The 25637-nt window shown below is 67.3% G+C and carries 29 protein-coding genes; 6 read left to right on the top strand and 23 right to left on the bottom strand.

From position 1 onward, the window contains the following. Position 1: 1 nt before the first annotated feature. From AB0B91_RS15840 to AB0B91_RS15745, 20 genes are all read right to left on the bottom strand, one after another. A complete protein-coding gene (locus tag AB0B91_RS15840) occupies positions 2-2245 on the bottom strand; it encodes a hypothetical protein (RefSeq protein ID WP_358319087.1) in 2244 nt (747 codons plus the stop codon). A 244-nt stretch (positions 2246-2489) separates the two neighbouring features. Next, positions 2490-3005 carry a hypothetical protein gene (locus tag AB0B91_RS15835; protein ID WP_358319084.1) on the bottom strand — a complete coding sequence of 172 codons (516 nt, stop codon included), beginning with the start codon at positions 3003-3005 and terminating at the stop codon, positions 2490-2492. Further along, entirely contained in the window at positions 3005-3484 is a 480-nt protein-coding gene (locus AB0B91_RS15830; protein WP_358319081.1) for a hypothetical protein, read from the bottom strand. Before AB0B91_RS15830 ends, AB0B91_RS15835 begins: the two co-directional genes overlap by 1 nt. A gap of 76 nt (positions 3485-3560) precedes the next feature. After that, on the bottom strand, positions 3561-4019 hold the full coding sequence (locus AB0B91_RS15825) for a minor capsid protein (protein ID WP_358319078.1): 459 nt from the start codon (positions 4017-4019) through the stop codon (positions 3561-3563). Further along, positions 4016-4390 carry a hypothetical protein gene (locus AB0B91_RS15820; RefSeq protein ID WP_358319075.1) on the bottom strand — a complete coding sequence of 125 codons (375 nt, stop codon included), beginning with the start codon at positions 4388-4390 and terminating at the stop codon, positions 4016-4018. The genes AB0B91_RS15825 and AB0B91_RS15820 overlap by 4 nt, the downstream gene beginning before the upstream one ends. Beyond that, complete coding sequence (locus AB0B91_RS15815; protein WP_358319072.1) at positions 4387-4698, bottom strand: hypothetical protein; 312 nt, start codon at positions 4696-4698, stop codon at positions 4387-4389. The genes AB0B91_RS15820 and AB0B91_RS15815 overlap by 4 nt, the downstream gene beginning before the upstream one ends. A 1-nt stretch (position 4699) precedes the next feature. Then, positions 4700-5098 carry a hypothetical protein gene (locus AB0B91_RS15810; RefSeq protein ID WP_358319069.1) on the bottom strand — a complete coding sequence of 133 codons (399 nt, stop codon included), beginning with the start codon at positions 5096-5098 and terminating at the stop codon, positions 4700-4702. 11 nt (positions 5099-5109) lie between these two features. Next, positions 5110-5457 (bottom strand): hypothetical protein, encoded by a 348-nt coding sequence (locus tag AB0B91_RS15805; protein ID WP_358319066.1) that lies wholly within the window; start codon positions 5455-5457, stop codon positions 5110-5112. Then, the gene (locus tag AB0B91_RS15800; protein ID WP_358319063.1) at positions 5444-5788 is read right to left on the bottom strand and encodes a hypothetical protein; all 345 of its coding nucleotides are present in this window, start codon (positions 5786-5788) and stop codon (positions 5444-5446) included. The genes AB0B91_RS15805 and AB0B91_RS15800 overlap by 14 nt, the downstream gene beginning before the upstream one ends. Next, the gene (locus AB0B91_RS15795; protein ID WP_358319061.1) at positions 5785-6723 is read right to left on the bottom strand and encodes a P22 phage major capsid protein family protein; all 939 of its coding nucleotides are present in this window, start codon (positions 6721-6723) and stop codon (positions 5785-5787) included. The genes AB0B91_RS15800 and AB0B91_RS15795 overlap by 4 nt, the downstream gene beginning before the upstream one ends. 49 nt (positions 6724-6772) lie before the next feature. Continuing rightward, positions 6773-7651, bottom strand: a complete 879-nt coding sequence (locus AB0B91_RS15790; protein WP_358319059.1) for a hypothetical protein — start codon at positions 7649-7651, stop codon at positions 6773-6775. A gap of 82 nt (positions 7652-7733) precedes the next feature. After that, a complete protein-coding gene (locus tag AB0B91_RS15785; RefSeq protein ID WP_358319056.1) occupies positions 7734-7904 on the bottom strand; it encodes a hypothetical protein in 171 nt (56 codons plus the stop codon). After that, positions 7901-9778 (bottom strand): phage minor capsid protein, encoded by a 1878-nt coding sequence (locus tag AB0B91_RS15780; RefSeq protein ID WP_358319053.1) that lies wholly within the window; start codon positions 9776-9778, stop codon positions 7901-7903. Before AB0B91_RS15780 ends, AB0B91_RS15785 begins: the two co-directional genes overlap by 4 nt. Before the next feature lie 3 nt (positions 9779-9781). Further along, positions 9782-11353, bottom strand: a complete 1572-nt coding sequence (locus AB0B91_RS15775) for a phage portal protein (protein WP_358319050.1) — start codon at positions 11351-11353, stop codon at positions 9782-9784. 71 nt (positions 11354-11424) lie between these two features. Next, positions 11425-11721, bottom strand: a complete 297-nt coding sequence (locus AB0B91_RS15770) for a hypothetical protein (RefSeq protein ID WP_358319047.1) — start codon at positions 11719-11721, stop codon at positions 11425-11427. A 10-nt stretch (positions 11722-11731) separates the two neighbouring features. Beyond that, entirely contained in the window at positions 11732-13024 is a 1293-nt protein-coding gene (locus AB0B91_RS15765; protein WP_358319044.1) for a hypothetical protein, read from the bottom strand. A 9-nt stretch (positions 13025-13033) separates the two neighbouring features. After that, positions 13034-13516 carry a hypothetical protein gene (locus AB0B91_RS15760; protein WP_358319041.1) on the bottom strand — a complete coding sequence of 161 codons (483 nt, stop codon included), beginning with the start codon at positions 13514-13516 and terminating at the stop codon, positions 13034-13036. Between the two features lie 1170 nt (positions 13517-14686). Then, the gene (locus AB0B91_RS15755) at positions 14687-15973 is read right to left on the bottom strand and encodes a PBSX family phage terminase large subunit (protein ID WP_358319038.1); all 1287 of its coding nucleotides are present in this window, start codon (positions 15971-15973) and stop codon (positions 14687-14689) included. Further along, the gene (locus tag AB0B91_RS15750; protein ID WP_358319035.1) at positions 15974-16468 is read right to left on the bottom strand and encodes a hypothetical protein; all 495 of its coding nucleotides are present in this window, start codon (positions 16466-16468) and stop codon (positions 15974-15976) included. A 47-nt stretch (positions 16469-16515) separates the two neighbouring features. Then, complete coding sequence (locus AB0B91_RS15745) at positions 16516-16824, bottom strand: hypothetical protein (protein WP_358319032.1); 309 nt, start codon at positions 16822-16824, stop codon at positions 16516-16518. Between the two features lie 244 nt (positions 16825-17068). On the opposite strand from AB0B91_RS15745, the gene AB0B91_RS15740 reads away from it, so the two are divergent. Further along, positions 17069-17329, top strand: coding sequence for a hypothetical protein (locus tag AB0B91_RS15740; protein ID WP_358319029.1), 261 nt, complete (start codon positions 17069-17071; stop codon positions 17327-17329). Positions 17330-17337: 8 nt separating this feature from the next. Beyond that, positions 17338-18372 (top strand): hypothetical protein, encoded by a 1035-nt coding sequence (locus AB0B91_RS15735; RefSeq protein ID WP_358319027.1) that lies wholly within the window; start codon positions 17338-17340, stop codon positions 18370-18372. 287 nt (positions 18373-18659) lie between these two features. On the opposite strand, the gene AB0B91_RS15730 is transcribed toward AB0B91_RS15735, so the two are convergent. Continuing rightward, entirely contained in the window at positions 18660-18803 is a 144-nt protein-coding gene (locus tag AB0B91_RS15730; protein ID WP_358319024.1) for a hypothetical protein, read from the bottom strand. 411 nt (positions 18804-19214) lie between these two features. Between AB0B91_RS15730 and AB0B91_RS15725 the strand changes: the two genes are divergently transcribed. After that, positions 19215-19949, top strand: coding sequence for an HNH endonuclease family protein (locus AB0B91_RS15725; RefSeq protein ID WP_358319021.1), 735 nt, complete (start codon positions 19215-19217; stop codon positions 19947-19949). Positions 19950-20060: 111 nt separating this feature from the next. Here AB0B91_RS15725 and AB0B91_RS15720 read toward each other — a convergent pair whose 3' ends face one another. Beyond that, entirely contained in the window at positions 20061-21212 is a 1152-nt protein-coding gene (locus tag AB0B91_RS15720) for a GNAT family N-acetyltransferase (protein ID WP_358319018.1), read from the bottom strand. A gap of 81 nt (positions 21213-21293) precedes the next feature. On the opposite strand from AB0B91_RS15720, the gene AB0B91_RS15715 reads away from it, so the two are divergent. Beyond that, positions 21294-22295 (top strand): hypothetical protein, encoded by a 1002-nt coding sequence (locus AB0B91_RS15715; RefSeq protein WP_358319015.1) that lies wholly within the window; start codon positions 21294-21296, stop codon positions 22293-22295. A 50-nt stretch (positions 22296-22345) separates the two neighbouring features. Beyond that, a complete protein-coding gene (locus AB0B91_RS15710; RefSeq protein ID WP_358319012.1) occupies positions 22346-23809 on the top strand; it encodes a pentapeptide repeat-containing protein in 1464 nt (487 codons plus the stop codon). Positions 23810-23828: 19 nt separating this feature from the next. On the opposite strand, the gene AB0B91_RS15705 is transcribed toward AB0B91_RS15710, so the two are convergent. After that, positions 23829-24452, bottom strand: a complete 624-nt coding sequence (locus tag AB0B91_RS15705; protein WP_358319010.1) for a hypothetical protein — start codon at positions 24450-24452, stop codon at positions 23829-23831. A gap of 628 nt (positions 24453-25080) precedes the next feature. Here AB0B91_RS15705 and AB0B91_RS15700 point away from each other — a divergent pair. After that, positions 25081-25629, top strand: a complete 549-nt coding sequence (locus AB0B91_RS15700) for a hypothetical protein (protein ID WP_358319008.1) — start codon at positions 25081-25083, stop codon at positions 25627-25629. The last annotated feature ends 8 nt before the right edge of the window (positions 25630-25637 follow it).

The raw sequence follows: 25637 nt of genomic DNA, 5'->3' as shown, positions 1-25637 counted from the left end.
GTTAGATCACCCCCAGGGCGCCCGCGAGCTGGAGCCCGCGGTTGACGGACGTCGAGGTCGGCTCACTTTGCGGGTAGTAGTTCGTCTGGTGGACGACCACCCGCGACATGCCGCCGAGCCCTCCGTTCGCGCCGCCTGACAGCGCGAGTCCGGGCGTGGGCATGTCGGGGATGCCCGCGCCGGCCACGATCCCGGCCATGCGTTGGACGGCGGTGCGGACCAGTCCTCCGGCTTGGGTGATGCCGAGGGCGAGTCCGGCGGGGACTTCGCGGCCCATCTTCGCGAACATCGTGCTGGGGCTGTGGATGCCAAGGAAGTCGAGCACGGGCTGTGGGAGGATGGATCGGAGGAAGCCGACGATCTTGGATTTGATCTGGTTTCCGGCGGCGACGATGCCGTTCCACAGGCCCTCCATGAGCGCGCGTCCGGCGCCCGTGATGGTGTCGCCGAAGCCCTTGATCGCTGAGATGATCGATTGGAAGGCGCCCTTGAAGTCGCCGTTGAGTAGCTTGACGACGGCGGTTATGATCTTGATCCAGAAGGGCAGGAGCACGGTCCCGATCTGCACCAACGGCCCGATGATCGGCTGGATCACGCCCAGGATCTTGGACAGCTCGCCAACCCAGGAAGTGATCATGGGAATGAGGGCTTTGACCAGCTCCAACGTGGGTGGCAGCAGGTCCATCGCGAGCTGGATCAAGGGTGGAAGGACCGTTTTTAGCGCTTGTGCGAGGAATTGCCCGAATTGGGCCGCCAGTGGGGCCGTCGCCGCCGCGAGCTGGGACACCGCGCTCGACAAAACCGGAAGAAGCGGCTGCAAACTGGACGAAAGCGCCTGAATGACCGGGGCGAGCAGCGCCGCCAGATTGCCGAGCGCGGCACCCAAGATCTGGCCCAGGATCCCGGCGAGTTGCCCGATCACCGGCAGCAGCGGAGCCGCCGCCGACAGCACCGCCGAGATCCCTTGACCAAGCGCGAGCAGCCCCGCCTGGAGCGCCGGGTCGGCGAACGCCTTGCTCAGCATCTGAGCGACGAGCGTCAGTCCAGGCCCGAGCGCGGCCAGGGCAGGACCGAGCGCCGAGGCGGCGGCGGCCAGTCCGGGCCCGAGCGCGACCGCGATGGCGGCCACATGGGGCGCGACGAGCGCCAGGGATCCGGCTAGCGCCGCGAAGATCGGGAACAGGGCGCTTCCGACCTGCGACAACGACCGGAAGATCGCGACGAGGACTTCCTGCCCCCGCGCGCTGTTCACGAACGCGTTCACCTGGCCGAGAAGTTGCCCGATCACGCCCAGCGCGCCGGACCCGCCGGTCTGCATCGCGGCGAAGACGCCGCGCACGATGCCGATGACGTTGCCCAGGATGCCGCCGAGCTGCCGGAACACCGCCAGCGCGCCCTGCATCCAGCCCAGCGCCTGGCCCGACCGGGCCGCGTTCGACAGGAACTCGCCGAACCGGGCCGCCGCGGCGGCGATGCCGGGAACGAGCCCGGCCGAGAAGCCGGCGCCGACGACGGCCAGGTCACGAAACCCGGCCAGCAGCGGCACGATGGCGGGCTGGATCGCGGCGACCGCTGACCGCACCGCCGCGAAGATCGCCGTCACGGCGGCGCTGGTCTGCGCCGATGCGGCGAACCGAGCCACCGCCGCCGCCGCCAGCCCCATCTGGGAGGCGACACCCGACATGCCCGCCGTCAGCGGCCCGGACAGGGCCGCCGACACGGCGGTGATGTGGCCGGCGAGCGGGGCGAAGAACGCGTCCTGAACGCTGCTCTTGAGGCCGTCGATGGTGGGCTTCGCGGCGCGCAGTTCCAGTGCGGCGGCCCGCGCCGCAGGTGACAGCCCCGCGAGCGACTTGGCGAACTTCGCTGGATCATCGCCGAGCGCGGCCCTGAAGGCGTCGCCCACCCCCATCAAGGCGAGCTTCAGCGTGACCAGCGCCCCGCCGCCGAGCGCGATAGCTCCGGGCAGCGCGGCGACGATGCCGATGGCCGGGGCGAGCGCGGCCACCAGGCCGATAGCGCTCTGCGCCGCCGCGGCCAGACCGGCGGCGGCGGTCGCGCCCGCCACGGCGGTCGCCGCCAGTCGGGCGCCCATCTGCACCGAGCTGGACGCGATCGATCCGGCGTGTGCGCAGAACTCCTCCGCCTTGGCGCGGAAGAAGGCGATCGCGCGGCCAGCCGGTTTCGTGAGCTGGTCGTGCAGTTTTATCTTGCCGACAAGTTCGCCGATGTTCACCGCTGCCACCGCCCTTCACCAGGCCCAAATGCGCTTCGTTGGCGGTAGCGACAACGAATAGGGAGTCAGTGTCGGCGCGGGGAAGGCTGGTCGTCGCCGGGGTCAAGAGCTCGGGCGATCCGCGTGTCCGCCACCAGCAGCCCCGCGATACGGGTCCGCAGCCACCGCCACGACCGGCCTCGCAGCGCCGACGACCGGTCGAGGTCGATGCCGTACGTCTGGTGCAGGTCCGCCTCGACGAGCTCCCAGCGGGTCAGGAGGTTGAGCCAGGAGACTCCCGCTCCGCCGAACCCGCCCCCGTCGTCCGGGTCGTACCACTCCGCGAGCCCCGTGACCGGGTCGATCGGGCCTGTGCCGCTGCCGCCCGGCGAGCCTTCCGGTTCGGGGCCTCTGCTTCCCCCGCGCCGGCCTCCCAGTGGCGGGCGGCGGCATCCACCCCGGCCGCGACCCACAGCAACGCGGTCTCGCCGACGTGCTGGATGATGGGCCAGTCCACCTTGTCGGCGAACAACTCGTCCCACACGCCGCCGAGCAGCCGCTGGTAGAGGTCGGTGTCCTTGCTCTCGTTGGTGAGCACGGACTCGGCCAGCTCGTTGAGCCCGGCCTGGTCCACCTCCTGCCCGGCTTCGGCTGCGATCCCGGCGTGCATGAGCCGCTGCACCAGCAATCCCACCTCCGCGTCCGGAGGCGGGATCACGTACGTCTTACCGCCGACCGGCAGGCGCAGCGACGGATCGAAGAACTCGTCCAGATCCCTGAATGTCGCCATCACGGTGCCACCAGCGGGTTGTCGATCTCCTCGTCTTCGCCCTGCCCGAGCAGCGTAAAAGAGAAGGGTTCGAGGTCGGTCTTCTCGCCGCCGACTGTGTACTCCGACACCTGGCACACACCTCGGTACGCCTCGTCGGAGCCGTCGCGCCGGTACCAGCGGAACTCGGCGTTGGCCGCGTACCCGACCTTCCGAGCCGCCTTCCGCACGTACTCCTGACCAGCGTCGGGGACGAACACGCCGCCGTCGTTCCGCTTACGGCGCCCCTCGGCCTCGATCTTCCACTTCCGTTCAGTGATGACGTCCCCGCCGTATCCGGCCTCGTCGTCGAAGTCTCCGTCGTCCTCCACGTTGTCGTCCGTGGACTTTTCGAACTTGGACAGGCCGTGCACGGGCGTCCACGTGGCCGTGGGAGCGCCCACCCCCGCAGTGTTCACGTCGAGTTTCCAGTCCTTGGCGAGCATGCTGCGCAGAGCCATGATCGTGTCTCCGTATTCGTGCGCACGCGACCGCCCCGGCCGCGCAGAGAAGAAGGAAGGGGAGGTTGGCCGGGAGCTACTCGTCCCGCAGGGCAGTGGGCCAGTGCACCATCAGCTCGTAGCTGTCGGCCCGCTCCCACCGGCCGGAAGAGTCGCGGCCCGGCGGCGCCACCACCGTCCGCCGCGCCAGCAGCACCAGCACCCCGGACGCGAGCCGCGTCTCCGACAGGCCGTGCAGCACCGAGAAGACGGCGTCGGCGTAGTCGCCGACGTCACGCGGGTCGCCTTTCGCCCGCATCCGCAGCTGCACCAGGACGGTGGAGTCGCCGCTGTCTAGGCCGTCGCCAGCCGTCCCATACACCGCCAACGAGATGGCCGTGTCCGGAGTCGCGGGCAGACCACCGATCGTCAACGCGAGCTGGTGCGCCGAGTACGCGCCCACCGGCGACCACACGCCGACCCCGCTCGAAGCGAGGAGCTCGGCCAGCCCGTTCAGCAGAGCGCGCGAGAACTGGCCGGGCATGGGTGTGGTCATCCTCCGAGCGCCTTCCGCACCGCCTTGGCCACGATCGCCCGGACGACCTCGGCCTCCTCGTACAGGGTGGTCTCCAGGAATTTCGGCTCGCCCTTGAGCGGGTGGTCCCAGTCGAGGTTTTCGTGCTGGGCGACCGCGTACGGCTGGTCGAACGAGATCACACCGTCCAGGTTCGACCGGTCTACCTGGGCGCTGCCCGACCGCTCCAGATCGCCGGTCTGCCACGGCACCTTCGGCTCGGTGCTGGTCAGCACGTGCTCGGCCGCCTGCTTGAGACCCCTCTCGATCGCCGCGCGTGCGCGGGCCTCCAGAGCGTCCGGGTTGACGTGCATGTCCAGGCGAACGTCCACGTCGATCGCGCGTTGCGTCATCGGCACACCACCTCCGTGTGGTCGGGCGTCGGTAGGCCACCGCCGGTGCGGTCGTGGGACGCGATGACCGTGGTCGTCCGGCCGTTCACGGTCACCCGCGATCCTTCTGGGCAGTGCGTCTGGGGCGGGAAGAAGATCGTCGTATCGCTCACGGTCTCCGAGCCCTCTGCGTTGCGGACCAGCCGCCGCTCGTCGTCTACCAGACACCGTTCAGTGAACGGGGCACCGTGGACAGGCCCATATGCGCCCTCTCCCTCGAACGGCTCGATAACCGCCTCATGCGTGAACACCCACTCGGGGATCAGCACGTCACCACGCGCCCTGGTCGATCACGAAGCCGGGCAGCAACCCGGCGGTCCGCAGGATCGACGCCGCGTCCGGCGCGTGCCGCGCCGGCCCCGCGTCTCCCCCGCCGCTCGCGCGGTCGAGCTTCACCGACCCGATCTGCACCGACTTGAAGGCCGCGGCCACGCCGTACGGGTCGCCGACCGCTAGCGACCAAGCGGCCTGCGCGCACGTAGCCCGAGCGATGGCCTCGGCCTCCTTCCGGTCGGTCGGCAGCTCCGTCACCGGATCCACCCGGTAGACTGCCGTCACCAGCAGCTCGTCGATCCGCTCCGACGCGCGGGCCAGCACCGCCTCGATCCCGGCCGGGGCCGACTGCCCGGTGTAGGCCGCGTAGTCGGCCGCGCTCGCGTACACCACCACCCTCGGCCTCCCTAGGGCAGCTCGTACACGTCGACCGTCAGCCCGGACGGGTCGGCCGGGTAGTCGAGGTACACCTTGCCGTCGCTCTGCCGGTACACGTCCGTGAACGGCGGAATCAGCACGTCGCCGGTCGTGGCCGGGATGACGTAGGGGCGGTCGGTGAGCGGCTGCCCCTCGACCTCGCCGGGGATGACCGCGTTCACCGTTTTGGGAGTGCTGCTGCTGTTCTTCACCCGCACCAGCCGTTTGCCGGAATGGTCGAAGGCGTGGCCGTCCACGGTCGCCGCAGTGGGCAGCGCGCCCGTCAGGCTCAGCCCGCCGCGCGGCATCGGCGTGATGGGGAGGTCAGTCCTGGCCATCGCCGTTTCCCTCCTCTTCGTCCTCGTTGTTGTCGGAGTTCTCGCCGAACTCCTGGATCAGCGCGTCCTTGCGCAGGGCCTTGGCGTCGGCCTCCGCCATGCCGCGCGAGGTCGCGTAGGCGACCCATACGGCCTTGTTGGCGGACTCGGACGGCCGGACCCCCGCCTTGGCCGCGGTGATCGGGTCGGCCATCGGCGGGAGAGCCGGGGCTTCAGCGGCGGCGGTGTCGATCGGGGTGGCCGACCAGTTCGGCAGCATGTCCAGGCACGCGTCCCGCTGCTCCAGGTCCGCCACCTGGCCGGTGTTGGCGTTCCTGTAGCGCCACATCACGCCGCGACCCCGTGGATCAGCACCGCGCGGTTCGGGTCGAGCGTCTTGACGCCGTATAAGGTGTCGATGCTCACGACGTCCTGTTTCTTGGTCTGGTCGTAGCCCATGACGACCCTCAACGCGAACCCCTTGTACGACTCGACGTGCGCGTTCGCGGCGCCTTGAGGAAGAACCAAGGGTCTGGTCACCAAAGCGAAAGCGGTCTTATGGAAGGCGACGCCGATCTCAGTGTTCGGCTGGCCGGTCGTCGGCGTGGTCGCCGGGCCCTTGATGTTCTGCGTCTGGTAGGCGTCGTGGCCGAAGATCCTGCGGCCCAGGTTGGCCTCGCGCAGCCCTTCCGTGTCGCCTCTGGAGTCCGCCTGGTGAAACAGCGGGTCGCCGAGCCACTGCGCCTCGATCTCCGGCCCGACTACGACGTTCCGGTCGGTCGGCGGCACGTTCCTCTGGTTCAACACGCGCCTGGCGTCGATGACGACGCGCGGGTTGTCCCACGCCCACTCATTGGTGCCGGTCACGCCGGTCACCGTGGTTCCGGCCTTGCCGACGCGCTGCATGATGTCGCCGCGCAGAGTCAGGATGTCGCGGTCGATGCGCTGCGCGATGGCCTCCACCGCCGGTGCGAGCAGCTGGGCGTTGAAGTCCTCAATGTTCAACGTCAAATCCTCGCTGGTCACGGCGAAGGAGACGTCCACGAACTTGTCCAGCCGGATCGGGATGCTGCCCTCGGTCGCGTTCTGGATCACGATGCCCGTGGTGCGGTTGAACGGGGTCGCCTCGAACTTCGCGGGCGTCCGGATAGTGATCGTGTCACCGATCCGGTTCACGAACTCCTCTTCATAATCACGGTGCACCAACTGGCTCATGACCGTGGTTTCGTACAGGTTCGCCAACGCCTGCCTGGCGATGACGGTCGGCGTGATGAACGTGTTCGGCATCGGGCCTACTCCTCTGGAGAATCCGTTGGCGGAACCGCTAACAGATCGGTCAAGGCGACTTCTCCTTCGCAGCCGCTGCAGCGCGGCTCTTGCGGAAGTCGTCGATGGTGGGCTCGGAGCCCGAAGGACGCGCGCCAGGCCCGCCGGCGAACTCCCCTCCGCTCCGCGTGGGCGTCGCCGCCAGGGCAGTCGCCTTGTACTTGGGGTTTTCGTCGATCGCGAGCTGGATGACGTCGCCGAGCTTCGCCGCGAAGTCGTCGCCGTCCGGGTCCAGGTCGCGGATCTTCTTCACGAACGACCGCGAGTCGAGAAGGGCGTCCGGGTCGGCGCCCATCTTGAGGCCCTGCCGGTGCACGGCCAGCTCGACGAGGGCGCGGCGGTGCCGCTCCTGCTCCTGGTCGCGTTCCTTCGCGGTCTGGTCCTTCTCGGTGGTGAGCTTCTCGATCACCTGCTCGGGCGTCAGCTTCTCCGCCTGCTCGTCGGCCACCAAGCCCAGCGCTTTGCCGATCTGCGCCGCGAACTCGGACCGCACATGCGCGGTGACCTCCTCCGCCGTGGGTGCCGTGGTTTTGGCTTCTTCGGCGGCCTTCTGTGCCTCTTTGGCCTGGGCGCGGTAGTCGCCCGCTTCTTTCCGCGCGTCTCGGACGATCTTCTGCGCCCAGTCGGGCAGTTGATCGACCTTGATGGCGTCGGGGTTGACCTTCTGCTCGGCCGCTTTCGCCGCGGCGAACGGGTCGGGCGGGCTGGGCCGCTGGTCGGTCGGCGTGACCCCGGCCTCGAGAGCTCCGCTCTGCTGCGGTTCGCCCTGCGGCTGGCCTTCGCCTCCCCCTTCGCCCTCGGCTCCTCCAGCGATGAGCCGGATCGGGGTCCCGGACGTGCGGTAGCCGATGATCGCGCCAGGCGTCGTCGGCAGCATGTGATCGAACACAGTGGCCCTCCCGGAGCCGGAAATGACGAAGGCCCGCGCCAGGCGGGCCGGAACAACAGACAGGCAGACGTGCCACGCGGTGTCAGGCCGGGGGCAGGTAGCTGCGGTAAGTGCGCACCCACAGCAGCGCGAGCGCCCGGTTGCGGGCGTCACCTGCGGGGTCGTAGGGGCATTCCGTGATCGGGCGGTCGCGGGTGACCGCCCACCGCGCCGTCGTGATCGCCGCCCGCCGGTCGAGGTCGGACAGGCTCACCGGCGCTGCTCCCTCGCTCGTTGAGCGGCCTTGCGGTCGCTCGTGCGTCCGAGCAGCTGCGCCCTGAACTCCACCAGCGTCATCCGGGGGTGCTGCTCCCACCAGGCGCGTAGCTCGTCGCTGGCGTACTTGTCGGCGCGCGATTGCGGCCCGGACAGCAGCGCGCGGCCATCGATCCCGGCTGTCCGCCCTGCCCGGTTGGTGAGGATTCCGCGTGTGTAGCGCTCGGCGGCGATGAACTGCGCCTCCAGCCACTCGTCATAGAGGCGGCGCGCGACATGGTCGAGCGCCTCCCCCGGCAGCCGCTGGGATTCGGCGTGCGCGCGTGACTCCTGCCGCCGCATCACCTCCGGGTCATGCCCGTACACGATCGCGTACGCCTCCAGCGGGTCAGCGCCGTCGTCGATGAGGCCGGTGACGGCGCGGTCCTCGGCGGTGTCGTCGGCCCGCCATGTCCAGGTGGGGTTCTGCTCGCGGGCGTCGAGCTCGCCGAGCAGCTTCTCCAGCGCGACCGTGTCCCCCGCGTCGGAGAAGCGCCGCACGAGGTCGAGCACCTGGTCGTCGGAGGCGTTGGCGAACTCGGCGGGCAACTCGGCGACCGCCGTACGTACCTGCTCGTCCCGGTCGCGTTCGCGGTCGTTGTCGCGCCGCTCCAACTCGCTCGTGATGCGGGCGACCGCGGGCTCGTCGCCGGCCCACCGGCCAAGCAGCGCGGCCAGGTCCTCGTCCGGCAGCTTGTCGAGGCCGCGGGGGATGGCGTCCTGGCGTTGCCGGTCGGTGCGGGCCGGGATGCCCGACTGGCGGGCGTGGTCGCGGATCTGCTGGGTGAGCCGGTCGGTGCGGGCCGCCGCCTTGCGCCGCTGCTCCGGCTCCAGGGCGACCGCCGCCTGCCGCGTCGCCGAGCGGAGGTCGGATTCGAGGCGGCGCATCTTCTGCGCCGCCTTGTAGTCGCCGCGATGCCGGATCAACGGCGGCGGCCGGGTCGCGCCCGGCAGGTAGCCGCCGAGCGTGTGACCACAGCCCGGATGCAGCAGACCGGCGGCGCGGGCCTGCGCCACCGTGCCCTCCACGAGCACGTCCAGCACGTCGTCGGAGACGGCGGACTCGACCTGCCGCCAGCCGATCGGCCCCAACTGGGAGAGGATCTTCCCCTCCCACAGGGCGCACCGTTCGCACGTGTACGGCAGCCGGGAGACGACGACGAGGTCGATCCCGTAGACGGCGAGGGTGGCCAGGTGACCGTCCGTCGCGGCCTGCGCCATCGCCGTCCTCGTCGCCATCTCGGCGTACGCCGCCACCGACCAGACGCGGCCGGAGGTGTCGGTGAACCCGGTGATGCCGCGGCCGGCGATCCGGTCCAGTGCGCGGGCCTGGGCCTGGCGGCGGGAGATCGCGCCCGTCAGCGCCTGCGCGGACACTTCGTTGACGATCTGCTGAAACATGAACGCCGGCGCCGACCTCATGCCGGGCTGGGTGGAGGCGACCAGCCGCACTGACCGGCGGGCGATCTCGATGACGCCCTGCCCCTGCGAGATGCCACGCCGCGAGCCGAGCTTTTCCAGATCAGCGGAAGCCCGCTGGGCACCGCGCCGCCAGGCGGCGTTCACGCCGGTCGTCACCAGGTTCTCCGACAGGCGTTCCAGCCGCCGCACCACCCTGTCGGCTTCTTTGCGGAGCTGCCGCAGTTCGGCGAAACGCGGCCCCGCGTACTCCGGCTCCCCCTCCCGCCGGGCGAGTGCCTCCGACACGACCATCAACAGTTCACGCTCGGCGTCCCAGTAGATCGCGGCGACGGCTCGGGCGTGGTCGAGCGCGGCTTCGATCTGGGCGGCTTCCTGCGGCGCGGCCGGGAGCGCGAGCGTCGGCACGCTCATCAGCTACTCGTCCGGGCCGGCGCCGGGCACGAGCACGTCGTCCATCCGGTCCGGGTCGGGCACGTTCAGGCCGAGCTCGTCGCGGATGCGTTCGGTCTCCTCGTGCACTTGGTGGTCGTCCCAGTCCGTGTGCACCATGCGGATCTTCGTCTCCAGGCTCACGGCCTGGGCGCGGTTGAACAGTTCCACGGTCCGGCCGAGCGCTTCGGGGTCTGGCTGGACGCCGTCCGGCCAGTGCACCTCCACCTTGTCCGCGCTGACTTTCTGCCCGAACACCTCGCGGTCGATGGACAGCAGCACGTCCGGTGCCCACCGGAGCGTGGGCGTCCAGTAGCCGATCTTCCGGCCGCGTGTCGAAAAGCTTTTACGTTCGCGGGAGTGGACTTCGGTGGCGGTGATGGCCTGCCCTGAACCGTCCGCCTCCCCGAAACTCTGCGCGCTGTAGCCCGCGCCCCTCAAGATTTGGGCGGTGAGCGCCTTCCCCGCGTCCACGTGCTCCTGCACCCTGATGGCGAACTGCATGATCGTCAACATGCTGTTGGCGGACGCTCCGGGCTGCGGCAGCATGCCCAGCCCGGAATAGATTTCGCGGTCCGGATCCCAAGCGGCTCCGGAGCCGCGGCCGAGCGTGTCGAGGTAGATGTCGGGGACGATGACGCGGCCCTTGCCGAGCCGGATGTCCCGCATCAGGCTCGTCCACACCTCGTCCAGGGCATCCATCCAGTGTTCGACGCCCTGGTAGTCGGAGCGGCCCAGGCTCGTGCCTCTGATCAGCCTGTGGGGGCGCATGTTCGGGATGTAGCTCGCGAGCAGGCCACGCGGGTAGCGCGAGTCGAACCCGCCGTCCTCGTCCACCTGGTCGGTGTACACCTCCGTCTCCGGGTGATCGGCGAGCGGCACCTGGTCGCCGAGCCGGTCCGCCGTCCCCAGGTACAAGGCGTGAAAGACCCGGCCTTTCTCATGCCGCTCCAGGTGCCGCCACACCTGCCGGTCGCCGTCCTCGGCCAGCACCCGCCAGAACGTCACCGCGCGCAGCTTGCCGTAGGAGAATTCCGGCACGGCGGCGTCGGGCGGCAACACGCTCATGACCGGGTGCTCGAAGTCGGTGTCCCACCCGGCACGCAGGTACGCGCCGCCGTACGCGCTGCCGATTTCGGCGGCCTCCAGCAAGGACCCGTAGACGCCCGCCTCATGCATGATCTTGTCGAGGCGGCTCTGACTTTTCTTGCCCGCGACCTTCAATGTTGGCGGTTCCGCGAACAAAAGGTCCGCGCTCGTGGTGGAGATGTCTCCAGCGATCGGCACGTGTAGCTTCGTACTCCGGACCTGCCCGGGAGGGACCTGCGTCCCCCAGAACCAGCGGGCCGCGCGCTGGATCCAGCCCGTGAAACCTTTCGATGGCCGGTCCCAGCTCTTGGCGTCCAGGCCGATGCCGTGCACCATGCCGGTTGCGCCGTACACATCGGCCAGCCGCTCAGGGTCGCCGGTGTACCAGGCGCCCCATTCCTCATACAGCCGCATCTCGCGCCGGATGTGCGGCGGCGGCCACTCCTGGTCGTGGTCCGGAAGCGGCATGATCGCCCTCACTCTGTTCTCGTACGGACGCAAGGTCATGTGCGGCGGCGAGGCGCGCGAAGAAAGAAGGGTCAGATGACGTCGATCAGGCCGGCGGGCAGCACCGGAAGCTGCGGCGGCGCGGTGATGCGCACCCACGCCTGCCAAGTGCCTTCCGGCCGGGACGTCGTCCCACCTGGGCCGAACAGGATGCGCGCGGTCGCGCCCTTCGCGGTGACGGACAGGGGATCCCACTCGGCGCCGGCCCAGTCGTTCTCGACCGGCTCCACGCACGGCACGGTGAACGCGATCTCCACCTGCTCGCTGCCCACCGCTCCGCGAATCCAGAACGGCAGCCACTCCCGCGACAGCGACGAGATCGTCTCCACTGGAGGCTCCTTACGCGCGTGAGGTGGACCAGGTCCGGCGAGGTGGATCGGCGCTCCAGCCGCGCCGCGCCGAGGTGGCGCTCCACGTCCGGTGTGGCCCGGTGGCGCCGGTGATGTCGCGGCCGAGGAGCGTCACCGGCCGGGCCTGGTCGCGCTCGAACGCGACGGCGACGAGGCGGATCTTGCGGCGGCCGACCTCCTGCGCCAGGCCGGATTCGGTGGCCGGGCCGATCATCCGGGCGCGACCTGGACGGACTGCGGCGGCCGCGCTGGCGTCCAGGGCTCGCCCGAGGTGCCGCATCTTGCGCGGCGTGATCGGCAACGCCTCATCAGCTTCGGTAGCCGTGCCGATGAACGTGCCGTTGGAGACCTCGAACGCCTGGTCGGCTTCGGCCGCCTGCCCGACCTGGCGGCGATGCGCGGGCGTCACCGGCAGCGCGCCGCCGCTCTCGTGCGCAGCGCCGACACTGCGCACCTTCCGCGCCACAACCGCAACCGCCGTATCGGCTTCGATCGGCTGGCCGAGAGTTCCCCGTTTGACCGGCCGGATCGCCGCTGCGGTCTCCAGCGACGTGGACTGCCCGGTCGTACGCCGCTTGCGCCGGGCCATGGCCTGCGCCTGCTCGGCGCTGCCCGCCTGTTGCACGACGACGGCCGGGTTGGCCGGGTAGGCGGGGCCGAGCTTGCCCTGGTCGCTGATGGCGACGTCGTCGTACGTCAACGTGATGCCCGGCAGGTACACGAACCCGACCTCGTTCGGCACCACCGTGCCGGTGTTGACGCCGGTGGCGCTGGCTTGCAGCGTGGTGGTGGCGGTTTCGACGGACGGGTACACCCACAGATCGACGGCGCCGTTCGAGGTGGTGGTACCGGTCAGCACCCGCAGTTCGAGCCGCACCCACTGGCCCGCCGTGACCGCTGACGGGACCGAGACCAGCGTGGCGGTGGTCGTGGTTCGCCGGTAGAAGATCGTCCCCGTGGGTCCGACCATCAACCGGCCCGCGCTGCTGATCCCTCCGCTGAGTATGTTCAGTTCAAGGAACCAGTCGTCTGCGCTGGGCAGCGACGCGAAGCGCACGTACGCCCGGATCCAGAGTTCACGCCCGGTCAGGACCCAGTTTCGCCACGCGACCGAATCGTCATCGCCGATCTCCGCCGCGAGCGGAGCCCGCGTCCCGGTCGCCGCCACGTACGTGGGCGTGCCGGTGATCGAGTTGAACGCGTCCCCGGATCCGCCGCCCGAGTTCGCGGTGGTGATGACGGTCCCGGCCGTGCCCGCGTTGAAGGAGTTCCGAAACAGCATGGCGCGGGCTTAGACCGGGGTGGCGCGGAAGAACCCGGTGGCGGCGATCTGCGCCACGATGTCGGTGCCGTCCGGAGTGATCGCGAAATCGTGGCAGGTCAGCGGCGCAATCTGCGCGTCGGTCGAACCGGAGGAAGGCTTGTAGCAGATGACGAGCTTGGACCAGCCGCCCGACGCCGTCAGGACGCTCGTCCACGTCTGATCGGGGATGTCGAGGTCGAGCCGGTCGTTGGCGTCGTCCGGGGCGACAACGTTCAGATCGGCCGCCACCAGCGTCTTGCGCGCGTAGCCGTTGCCGACCGGCACCTCGTTGGTGGCCCCCGCCACCACGTCGGTCAGGGTGTCCTTGTCGCGTAGCACCGCGTCGGTTTCCAGGCCCGCCGTGGAGAGCGCGGCGATGACGAGCGTGGACCCGGCTGGGTCGCCGTTCTTCACCCGGTGGTACAGCTCGGCGACCCTGCCAAGCGCGACGTTGAACGTGAAGTCGGCCATGATCGTTCTCCCTCAAGGTCCAGGGGGTGGTGAGGTCCAGCAGCGCGGGCCGGCCTTCGTGCTGCCCCTCAACAGCCGAAGTGACGGCCCGCGCTGGGTGCTCGACGCGCGTACGGGGAAGTCGCGCGGAGCGACGCACCTCCGGGCGGCCAAGCCGCCACAACTGGCCGGGTATCCGGGGTGCGCGTCTAAATACGAAAGGTTCCTTGCCGACCTTCTTTTCGTCCCCGCCGGCATGACCAGCACGGGGTACGTGCTGGGCCGCTGGGCGCCCGGCCAGATCGCGATCGAATACGACAAACACGGCACGAGACGAGGGCGGGCGGGAGGGAGGAACGCACCACCTCGCCGCTGCGTGAACGGCATGAGTGGATCAACTCTGCTTCGCCGGAGTCGGGCCCTCCGACCGATCTGCAGCCTCTACGAAAGAGGCCTGCGTCAGCTTGTACAGCGCGCTATCCGAAGCGCGCACTCCGGACGACGTGATCCGGATAGCCGCTGTTGCACTCATCACCTACGTTCGTTCCCAGGTGCGGCGACGAGAGTGAGTAAGGAAAGCGTAAGGGCCACGCAAGAGCGCGTAAGTCCACCTCGATAGGTTCTGGATCGACGGCGCCGGTCGATCTAGAACCCGCGCTCGCCACGGCAGGCGCAGCACGCACAACTCTGATCACGAGAGGCATGACATGGGCAAGAAACTTCGCACGGTACCGGTGGCAATAGCCCTGTTTGTCATCGGTGCCTCTCCCAGTGCTGCTTTCGCGACTCCAAAGGTCGGTACTACCGCAAACGGCCAGCAGCCGACGCAGGCCACGTATTCAATTCAGTCCACGTACTGGGTGCTGCGCTACAACCCAACAGGCCAGATTGTGACAAAGTACAAGGTGTACGCCGACCTTCAGGACTACAAAAGGAACAACACTGGATGTAGTGAGGCCTGGGCGAAGCTCCCCTCTCTTCCACGATATTATTCGCCTATTGCGCTCGGTGGCTGTTAGGCCGAAGTTGATTGATCTTCGTGGGTGACCCCCCTTGGCGTTGTTAGCGAAGAGTCTGCTTGGCTTCGGGGGTGACCCGCAACGGAACCGTTTCGTACGCTAACGACCCCGCACAGGCCCCGTCCGGCGCCAGCCCTGGCCTGCAGAAAGCCCTTACAGTACGAAACGGTTCCTAAAGACGGGGGACGGGTTCGAGCAGCCTCCACCACACCGCCTGCGTGGTGTGTAAGGCATAGCGGAGCGCATCGACACTGTGGTCGTGTTCCTTGACCGGGGCGTCCTCGCCCGCCGCCGCTTTCTTGTCGTCCCAGGCGTAGCCGACGATCTCATCGACGAGGTCGCGGCAGGACGCGTGCACCCGCAGATGGTCGGCTGCCATGAGGTTGGAGACGGTGCGGATCCCGTCCAAGACAGAGTTGTCCCCCTGCTGTGGCCGGAACCCGTCATGGTGCAGCTGGAGCACGAACGACGCGGCGCTGGGGTCCACGATCAGCCAGGCGGGCCGGACGCCTCCCGTTCCCGGTCCGTAGGTGTCGGGGATGCCGTCGAGCCAGTCGGCCAGCCGCACCGAGTACTCGGCGTCGGTGAGCTGCCGCCGCTGCTGGCGGGAGTCCCACCGCCACTCGTTGGTCACATAGATGCGGCGCTGCCCGTACTCGTCCGGGACGGACACACCGACGAGGACGGCGTCGAACGGGTTCGCGGTGCCGTAGTCGATGCCGCAAGCGAGCCACTTCTCCATCAACGGCAGGGTGGTGACGACGTGCTTGTCCTCATCCCACATATCGAAGATCGCGCCCTCAGCGAGCACCCACAACCCGAGGATGAACCGCTTATACCAGAGCCCCGTGTACTCGGCCTTCAACGCCCGGACATAGGCAGGGTCGAGGGAGTGATTGTCGTCGAGGCGGAAATGCCAGCTCTTGAGGTCAAGTTCGTGACGCCGATCGAGGAAGTCCCGCTTCAACCAGTGGCTGGGCGCGTCCGGGTTCGTCGAGCCGAACAGCTTCGCCCCTGGCACACTCAGCCTGCTCAGCAGCATGTCCCAGAACGGCCTGTCCACCAAAGTGATCTCATCCACGTACGCACCCGCGCACGTCATGCCCCGCAGCCGGGTTTCAGCGCGAGCATCCGCACACGAGATGATCTCCACCTTGCGACCGAGGATGCTCGCGGTCGGCGCCCCGCGCGTGTAGGAGGTGCGCTTGGCGAGCGGCCCCATGATGGCCGGGTCCATGAGCGGATCGAACACGTTGCGGCTGATGGTGTCGGCGGTCTTACCCGCCACCACGAGGGAGCCACCGCGGGGCGCGTTCGCCACGAAGATGACCCAGCGGAGCAGGGAGGCGATGGTCTTTCCCGACCGGATCGCGCCTTCCCATATGTTCAACCGGGCCGTGGCCTCGGCGATGCTGCGCTCCTGCTTGGGCGACGGCCGGATGGCCAGGGCTAAGCTCATCTACGCCTCGCCCCCGGTGTCGTCGTAGAGGATCTCTCCCGCGACGATCTCGGCCTGGACAATCGTGTCGGTGTCCGGGTCCGGCACCTCGTACCGCTGCTGGAGCTGGGCCAGCATGGTGCCGAGCAGGGACGCCATATCGGTGTCGGGCACGCCGTTGCGGTTCAGCTCGGAAACGCCCGTCAGCGACGCATACTTATTGATGATCTTCAGGCTGATGTCGGTGGCCTGCACCTCACCCTTGAGGACTTTCGGCCATAACGCGGCCAGCATCCGATCCAGCCTGCTGAGTAGCAGGTGCAGCAGGTGCTCGGCCGCCATGCCCTCCGCCTTGGCGGCCCGCTTGAGCGCCGCGGTGATGTCAGCGGACGCGGCCTGCGGGCTGTTGTAGTCGAGCCGCTGCGCGATTAGCGTCGGCGACACTCCGGCGATCCGCATCTGAAGGGCCTGGTTCCGCCGCTGGGCGAGCTCCAACTTGCGCCGGTCATCAGCCATCGCGCGAACCCCACCCCCTTCCCAGGGTTGTCGGTTCCGCCAATGATCTAAAGATCGGCGCCTTCGGCCTTGCCGATCGGCAGGTGATCCACGATTTCCGGCAGGTGCGGCTCCACGATCTCCACCGTGTGCCCGGTCACGAACACGCCGCGGGCGCCGATCTGCTCGGCGAACACCGCCAGCGACGGCATCCACCAGCCGTCCCCCTCGTCCGGGGCCTGGTCCACGATGAGCGCGAACGGCTCCTCGCTGACCCCGCCGAGCTCATACAGCGGCCGAGGAACGCAGCAACGACCGGCAGGGACCTGCGCTACCGCCGGATCTCGTTCCGAATCACTTCCCGGCCGCGCCAGCATCGGGCGGTCATCGGCGCCGCTGATGAGCCTGACTGCGATTGGTGGTTTCCGCCGTGAGAAGCCTGCCGCAGGATCGGGTCATCGTCCACCCGCTTGGCCGGTCCACGTTGGGGGCTGCGCGGCTCGTGTGTCATGTTCCACTTCACTGGTCAGGGACGGCATGGACGCAAGTCGCATCGTCGCCCGTACCAGTGCGAGGGAGGTACGTCCTAGGCAACTCCACCAACCAAGTAGGGAAAGAACTATGAACGAGCTGGTACCAGTGGCATTCGGATTAGCTAGCGGCCTCCTGCTCGGAGTGCTCACAGCGCGACGCCGCACAGTCGTCTGGATCGTCACCTCGGTCGTACTAGGTGCCACCGCCACCTTCTTGACCGGTGAGTGGCGAGTGAGCTGGGCGTTCTTGCTCATCGACATTCCCATAGTGGCGGGTACGGCAGTCCTCGCGTACGTGGCTGCCCGACGTCTGACCATCCGCTGGCTGACCGCGCACAATCGCATCTAGGGGGAGGCATGGGGTTTCCAGACTTTGGGCAACCAGAGGTTGCGGCACCTGGCAACGCGGGAGTGCAGCAACCGCCGCCCCCGTTCGACCACCAGCGCTGGGAGAAACTCCGCCGGGAACAGTTAGGTGTCGCCGTAATCGACCCGCAAGGCCACAAGATCGGCTTCGCGGTGGGCGCGGGCAAGTACGCGCCGGTAGATGGACTCAAACACGTTCTGGTGGGCGAGCTCGATGACTACGGGTGGTTCAACCCACCCGGCAGCGGCGACGAGGCGGACTTCAATCTCTTCATCACGCCAGCTCCACCCTTCCAGTTCATTCTAGATGATGTAGTCAAGCTGATGACGGCTGACGAGCGAGGCAGTCTCCATACGCGAAAGCGCGGCCAGGGATTCTGCCTCGAGGCTGAGATCACGCCAGACGAAGGCTTCTATCACAACGAGTTCTTCCCAACCGAAGACCCGATCGTCAGTCCTCTGGTCGGACGCAAGATCGGGGTCTATGGGCCATGGGTACGTGACGACGGGCACGGTGGCCGGCCCGAGATTCATCCCTGCGAGGTGATCTGGTGGGAAGCACCCACCAACAGGCCGGGTGTGCGACTTACCAGATTCCTGCTCCTGCTTCAGGACGACTCAAATCGCTTTGACCGGCCCGGTGATTTCAACGGTCCCCTTCCACGGCCATGGTCGGCTTTCCCCCGGCAGGCCCACATCACCATCGCCCTGCAGCTCCGGAGCCAGGCGCACAATCAGTACGATCTCAGGCTCCTTCGAAGCCGCGAGATCGCCGACATGCCCAATCCGGGAGCTGCCAGCACAATGAGAAGCTTCGGCGGCCAACCAGCAGTAACGATCCACAAACGGACCGCTACGCCGAATAAAGTCCAGGTTGCTCTCAGCGCTGTTGAGGCCGATCCAGATGGCAGGTACCTTCGATGCTTTCTCGGTATCGGCCTGCAAGTGGGCACCGGCGATCGCGGCGACGAAGGCTACGCCCTACTTCGCCTCGAGACCCTGAGCAATGAGGAACCAGGGGGATAGCCGATGTAGACGCGAGCGTTGAGCGGTGCTCGCTGGCGTGAAGCTTTGAGAACCCCGCTGGCCACCTGGGCGGCCAGCCGACGCCGCAGCGCAAACATGGATATGAGGAAGTCACGGAGGTACAAGCTGGCGACCAGGGTCAGTGGCCCTACTACCCTGTCGGTCTCACTCCGCAGCAAAAGATCCAGTCGCACGCTTCAGATCGGTGACTGGTTCAGAGTCGGTTGACCAGCACAACCGCGCCCAAGGTCAACTCATGGCCGGCTTTCGCCAGTGCTGAACCCGCACTACTCCCCCTCGCCGCCGCTGGCGGGGACCGGCGCGTAGCTGCGGTGGAAGACGCTGCGGGACACCTTCCAGAACGAGCCCGCCCCGTCGTGCACCACGTAGTCACCCAGGACGGCGCGCAGCATCCCCTCGGGCGTCTGCAAGTCGATGTACTCCGCCGACCGGCCACGCAGGGCGGTCTGCCCGACGATGCCCTTGAGCTTCGACTGCTCGTTGATCTAGACGACGACGTCGTCGAGGTCGAGCCCGTTCACCTCGACCGCCTCCACGACGGTGTCGATGGGCTCGTACTGGCGGATGTCCACAGCCATGATCATTTCTCCGTTCGTTGACACTTCTGGCGCCGGGCGAGCATGCTCCTGACGCGGTCGAGGTGGGCGCAGGCGGTTCGACTCCGGCCCACTGGCCAGAAGCGACGCGATCGTGCGTACGGGGTGACGCGAGGGCTACATCCCGAACCGAATCGTCACCGCGACGGTAGAGGCCACCCTCACGAAAACAACTACAGTGAGTAGCTAATAATTTTCTCTTAGTAGTCATGCAAGAGGACCGGCATGCCCCACCCCCCACGGCGCCACTCCCTGATCAACACCACCCTCACCGGCGCAACCCTCCTGGCCAGCATGACCCTGATGGCCGCCGCCCCCGATCTCGCGACCGCGGCCACGCGCCCAGCCCAGCACGCACCCCAAGCCGCAGCGCAGCGCGCGGAGGGACCGCTGCTAGCCGACGCGCTCACCACCCTGCCGGTGGCCACCGAGCGGCGCGAGGGCTACCAACGCTCCTCCTTCCGCCACTGGATCGATGCCGATCATGATGGCTGCTCAACCCGCGCCGAAGTCCTCATCGACGAGGCCGACACCCCGCCCCAGGCCGATGCCGCCTGTCGCCTGTCCGGCGGCTCCTGGTACTCGTACTACGACAACCAGCAAGTCAACGACGCCACCGGCCTCGACGTGGACCACCTGGTCCCGCTGGCTGAAGCGTGGGACTCCGGCGCCTACGCCTGGGACGCGGCCCAGCGCCAGGCATACGCCAACGACCTAGACGAGCCCTGGCACCTGGTCGCGGTCACCGCCCGCTCAAACAGGCAGAAGGCCGACCAGGACGTGGCCACCTGGCAACCGCCATACGAACCAGCGCGCTGCCGGTACGCCGCCGAGTGGACCGCGATCAAGACCCGCTGGAAGCTGTCCATCGACACCGCCGAACAGCAGGCCCTCACCGACCTCGCGGACGCCTGCCCGACGCAACGCCTGCCTGCGATAGACGATCAGCGCGCCCGCTGAGCCGGGTTGGTTTTCTGTCGCGAAAACGGTGAGCGCGTGTGACCCGAGGTTGCGGAGCTGGTGCGGGCCGTGATGTACGCGAGATCCCCGACTCGTTCCGGCCTGAGCCGCTCATCGCTGTCGCGGCACGGGCGGTGAGATGTACTCGAAGCTGACCAGCCCGAGCCGGCGCGGGTCCAGCGTGTTGGCGTGCTGATTCCGCCGCTTACTGCTGGTGTGAAGCTTGGTGGCGCGGCCCTGCCGCTGCCACCGCGAGCTGCGCTCCATGTACGCGATCAACGCCGGGTGCGACGTCACATTCCGGTACCGGAACCCCTGCTCATGCAAGTACCGGCCAATCCAGTCCTCCAGGAGCCCACCGATAGACAGTCCCTGGAAATCCGGCAGCACCACCAGGCGGTGACCCAGTTTGATGTCACGCACCTTCGGATGCTGGAAATGCCTGTAGGCAGCGAAAGCCACCGGTTTGCCGTCGATACACCCGGCGAAGCAATGCGCAGCGTTGCTGATGTCGCTGCTCAGATAGTGATGGTGGCGAAATATGTGCCACAAGGACCTGTCGGCCGCGTGGATGTCGAGCTGGAACGTTGGCCGGGGTTGAACCGACCTCCAAGTGAAGGTCGCGGTGGCAACGTCATACACCCAGTCCGGCTGCAACCAGTCCACCACGTCGTAGTGACAGGTGACCGCGACGAGTTGCCGCCCGTCGCGGCGGACGGATTTCGCGACCGCGTGTGAGGCGACCTTCGCCACCTGCCGGTCCACCACGGACGTAAATTCATCGACCACGATCAGCCCGTCCTGCTCGGCCAGCGCCCGCGCCATCGACGCGCGGAACGCCTCCCCGTTGCTGAGCGTCCTGTACGGCCGGAGCCACGCGGGCGGGCTCGAGAGTCCCACCGCGGTCAGCAGGCCCACGATGTCCTTGATGCCCATTCGCTTGGGGAAGTCGTCCACAAGCGCCTTGCCGGACCAGGCTTGCGCCTCGACCATTCGGCCCGGCCACAGTTCGCGGGCGAGCGTGCTCTTACCGGCGCCGGACGGGCCGACGAGCAGGCCGACGCTCCACTGCCGGTCCTCGACGGGCAGGTGCGCCGACCACGAGTTGGTCAGCTTCTCCTCCAGCGGCACGTCGAACATGCCTTGCAACTGGAGGACGCGGCCGGTGCGGTGTACGGGGGTGGCGAGGGTGATGTCTGCGCGCACAATGCTCTCCAATCCGAGGACCCCCATATCAGGCGCGATAGTGAGGATCACGTACACCACAGACCTCTTGATCATGTCCTGGGCGCCGCGCAAGCTGAAACAGCTATCCGTTTCCGCAGACGACATCCGGGAGCCGATATGTCGATCACCCGTCAAGCGTCAGATCCAGGAAGTACGTTGTGCGCCTTCTTGGACGCCCGCCTACCGCAGCGTGATCTCATCACCCAGGAATGGTCCAGCCGATTACGGCAGCCGAACTGGACCGGAATCGAGGTGCAAACCGACCGTCGCCACCTGGGCCATGCGTTCGAAGTCAGGCTGGGGCTCGATCTTGCCGATACGCCTGGCCACTGGAACCTCCTGTCTTTTCTCCCTCTCGAGCAATGCGATGGCCTCCTGCGCGCTGCGGGGTTCCGCCCGGCTGAATATGATCATCTTCCCGACAGTCAGACCAGCGATCCTCTCCTGCTGGCCTGGGAACGCATCAGCCGTTCCGAGCCCGACATCGCGCATCCCAAGCAGCAGGCCGCCTTGGCCGCCTGCCTGGACGCCACGGCGATGGACCAGCTCAGTCACAAACTGGGCGACGAGACTCCCGTCCAAACCCGTCGCGCCTTGTTCCTCCACCTGCACCAGATGTCCGTCTCCGGCTCTACCAGCAGCGTCGAAGATCCGGCTCTACGTGGGCTGCTTGAGCTGTGGAATGCCTACCTGCGGTACGGCCAGGAGCCTGTTGTCCGGCTCGGCAAGCGAGTGGTTCTCGCCCCAGAACTGGCAGCAGGATTCGCCACCGCGGATCTCGTGCTCGGCCAGACCCTGGTCGAAATCAAGACCGTCCTTGAGCCCGCCGCATATCTCGATCAGTGGCTCCGTCAGATTCTCGGCTACGTCCTACTCGATCGGTTCAACGCCCTGTGGCTGGATCAGATCGCGCTCTACCTTGGCTGGCAGGCGCTGCTACTGCCGGTCTCCATCGAGGATCTGCTGTCCACGGCCACCTCCGGCCCCACCCCCGGCCTGGAGACGCTGCGAGAGGACTTTCATGAAGCGATCCGTCCCGAATTAGATCAGGTTGTGGGCTACCTACAGAGAAGGCGGTACCCGCCGCCTGCCCAAGCGTCGTCTTCACGACCGCTTTGATCCGAGCATTCTCCCATTGGTTCGGGCCGGCCGCTTGAAGGTTTGCCGAGATGACGATGGCGGGTGACCTTGCGTCGCTCGTGACCGGTCTGGCGGCGCCTCACCCGCAGCGTCAGGCTGTCTCGGTCTGCGGGCCTCCACCTGGCTTCAGTCCGATGTTTCCGGGCCCGGTCACGATCCCATCACTCGCCGTCCACCAGGCGAGCTGCGGCAGCATCATCGGCGCCATGAAGCCTTCGTCGATCGTCGTGCTGGTGCTGGTGCTGGTGGCAGTCCCGACGCTGGCGTGGATGCTCGGCCCAGGAGCCACGTGGGTACTGGAGAACATCGACGGCGTCACCCTCAACAACGACGTCCCGCCACCAGCGACCTTGCCCTCGGACGAGCTGACCGCCAAGGACTGGGCGTCTGCCATCGCCGCCGTACGCGGCAACGTCCTGGCCGTAGCCACCGGCCTGGCCGCCCTCTTGGCGGTATTTTACACCGCGCGCAACGCTGACACCGCGCGCCGCATGTTCCGACTCGGCGAACGCGGTCACGACACCGACCGCTTCAGCAAGGCGGTCGAGCAGTTGGGCAGCGACCAGGCCCCGGTGCGGCTCGGCGGCCTGTACGCACTGGAGCAGCTCGCCCAGAGTAACCCCGCGCTACGCCAGACCGTCGTGGACGTCACCTGCGCCTATCTGCGGATGCCGTGGACGCCGCCGCGCGAGGAAGATCGGCAGCAGCAGATCCGCGCCGCCCAACGCGCCGCCCGCACCCGGTCACCTGGCCGTGCCGAGGCTCAGGCCGTCCGTAACCCGGACGAAGAAGGGCTGGTCCGGCTCACCGCACAGAGTCTCCTCGCCGATCACCTGCGCTGGCGCAAACCCCGCTGGTGGCAACGCCCCACAGCCGCCAACCCACGTTTCTGGCCCGGCATCCGACTGGACCTGACCGGCGCCACCTTGCTCAACTTTGCTTTTAGTGACTGCCGTATCGATACGGCAGTTTTCATTGGGGCGACCTTCACCGACAACGCCTGGTTCGACGATACGACCTTCATGGACAGCGCCTGGTTCTACAATGCGACCTTCGTCGGCTATGCCCAGTTCGACAGGGCGAACTTCAGCAGCATCGCCTCGTTCAGTAAGGCAACCTTCGCCAGCACCGCCTCGTTCGACGAGGCGACCTTCGCCGACGAGACCCAATTTAACAAAGCAGCCTTCACCGGCAAGGCCAGCTTCCGCAGAACAGCCTTCATCGGCGACGCTTGGTTCTACGGAGTGACCTTCGTCCGCGACGCCAGGTTCGATCAGGCAACCTTCACCCGCGACTCCTCGTTCAGCGACACGCAAGGCATGCTCATCGAGTTGACAATGGCGCGAGTGCGGCCAGACCGCGCGCACGACTGGCCGCCGGGCTGGCATGTGGAGACCAGACCCGACGGAGCGGTGCTGGAGCGGTACTCCCCGCCGCCCGAAGACGGCGCGAAGGACGAGCAGGCAGACGGGGAACCGACCTCCTCAACGTAGCGGGGCGTGGACGATCGGTCTACATGAGGGCTCGGACGGAGTGGCCTGCTTCGGTGAGTCGTTCCAGGAGTTCGACCTGTTCGGCCTCCGAGGAGCAGGTGACGATGACGCCCCACACGGTCGGCGGCTCCACTCGCTCGGCCGGCCCCGAGGAGGGGACGGGGTCCGGCATCGGCTGGTCGGAGTTGGCGGGCAGCAGATCGCTCAGGTCCGCCAGGTCGTCGGCCGTGTAACCGGCCGCGGCCAGCAGTTCTTCGTCGGCCGCACCGATGTCGGTCAGCATGTCGGCGAGCAGGTGGCGGTCCCACCCGCCGCGCTCCGGGATCGCGTTGTTGGCCACGAGGTAACCTTCGGCGTCCGCGTCGGAGCGGGACGTCCAGCCGCGCAGGATGGGGACCAGCCACACGCCGTCATCGCCGAGGTCCACGCCTTCGGGTGGCGACTTGCCTTCGGCGGCCATCTCTTCTAGGACGAGCAACCGTCCGTGCCCGGCGACGAGGCGTTCGGTGCGCTCGTCGAGCTCGCCAGCGAGCGTACATCCGAATTTCTGGATCGCTATGCGGATGGTGGGGAGGTCGTGTTCCTTCGGGTTGCGGACGGCTCGGGCGATCTCGGGGAGGGGCATGTGTTCGATACGGCGCATGGGGTCCTCGCTAGGTGACGAGTCGTGAACACCAGGCATCCGAACCCGTATGACGAGGACGCGTTCCCGGTGCCGATCCCGCCGCTGGTGACGTACGCGCCGGAGGACGAGTTCGACGACCGGGCGGTGTTGATGCTGGCGTGACGGCAGACTGGCGGCACTCTAAGCACTTGTTGCGCAGAAAGTGACAACCATGCGGTGCGGCTTGCAGGGAATCGAGGAATCGCCGCGTCGAGCTTTGCTTCGCAGTTGTCAGCCTTGGTCGTCGTTTGTCACCTTTGTGCAATCTTGGCGGGCCTACAGACGGCTCAAGTCCGATACCGAAGCTCCATAGGCGGTAACGCTGCACCATCGGCATCAGACGAACTAGTGAGGCGTTGCCCCGGAGGGAAAGACATCACGGGCGCCAACCTGCACACGCTGTAGAAGCACGGCTAGAGGTGCCCGTTGAGTGTTGCAGCCGTCGCTGCGATTGGGAGATGGTCGTGGCCGGTGCCACAGGATGAACTCAAGGAGGTGGGTCGGGCGCGAGCGGGGCCCCATTAGGGACGGTTGCCGACTGGCGCGGTGATTGGCGGATAGGCAGGTACAGGGCGCGTCCCGTTACGAATGGAGCAACCCCTGGTCTTTGGAGGAGGAAGTTTTGTCGCCACAGGTCGATGCAGCGCTCGTGTCAGGGACTGTCGCAATTACCATAGCCACAATATCCGCGATCATAACATGGAGCCAAGTTCGCAGAGAGCGACGTAAATGGCTGACGGATACAAAAGTAGCGATCGCACTTGAACTCTACAAAGCCCGAATCTCGTCATACCCTCAGGTATTTGAGGCCATCGAACCACTTTCAACACACAACATCAGCGAATTGACTCCGGATGGCGCAGGCGATGTCGCGCTGCACTTAAATAGGTGGCTCTACTCGATCGGTGGAGCTTGTGCAGGCGCCAAAGCCAGAGGTGCACTGCTTGGCTTAAGGCAATGCTGTGACCGCTGGGCTAGTGATGGCGCGAAACCGGCAGAACTGTACAAATTTCGCAATCTATTGATTGCTTTCCTGCGGCGCGACTTAGATGTAGGCGGGCTGGAGTCATATGACTTTACCTCCACTTCTACGTTGCTCGATGAGCTCCACGAGGACCTAAGAAGAATCGAGAGCCAGCGTCGCCCCCGCGCCTGATCTGCGAC

The organism is Nonomuraea sp. NPDC049141 (assembly GCF_040648415.1).
GTDB lineage: Bacteria > Actinomycetota > Actinomycetes > Streptosporangiales > Streptosporangiaceae > Nonomuraea.
The sequence above is the reverse complement of the archived record's forward strand: the minus strand, read 5'-3'. Positions and strand labels throughout refer to the sequence as shown.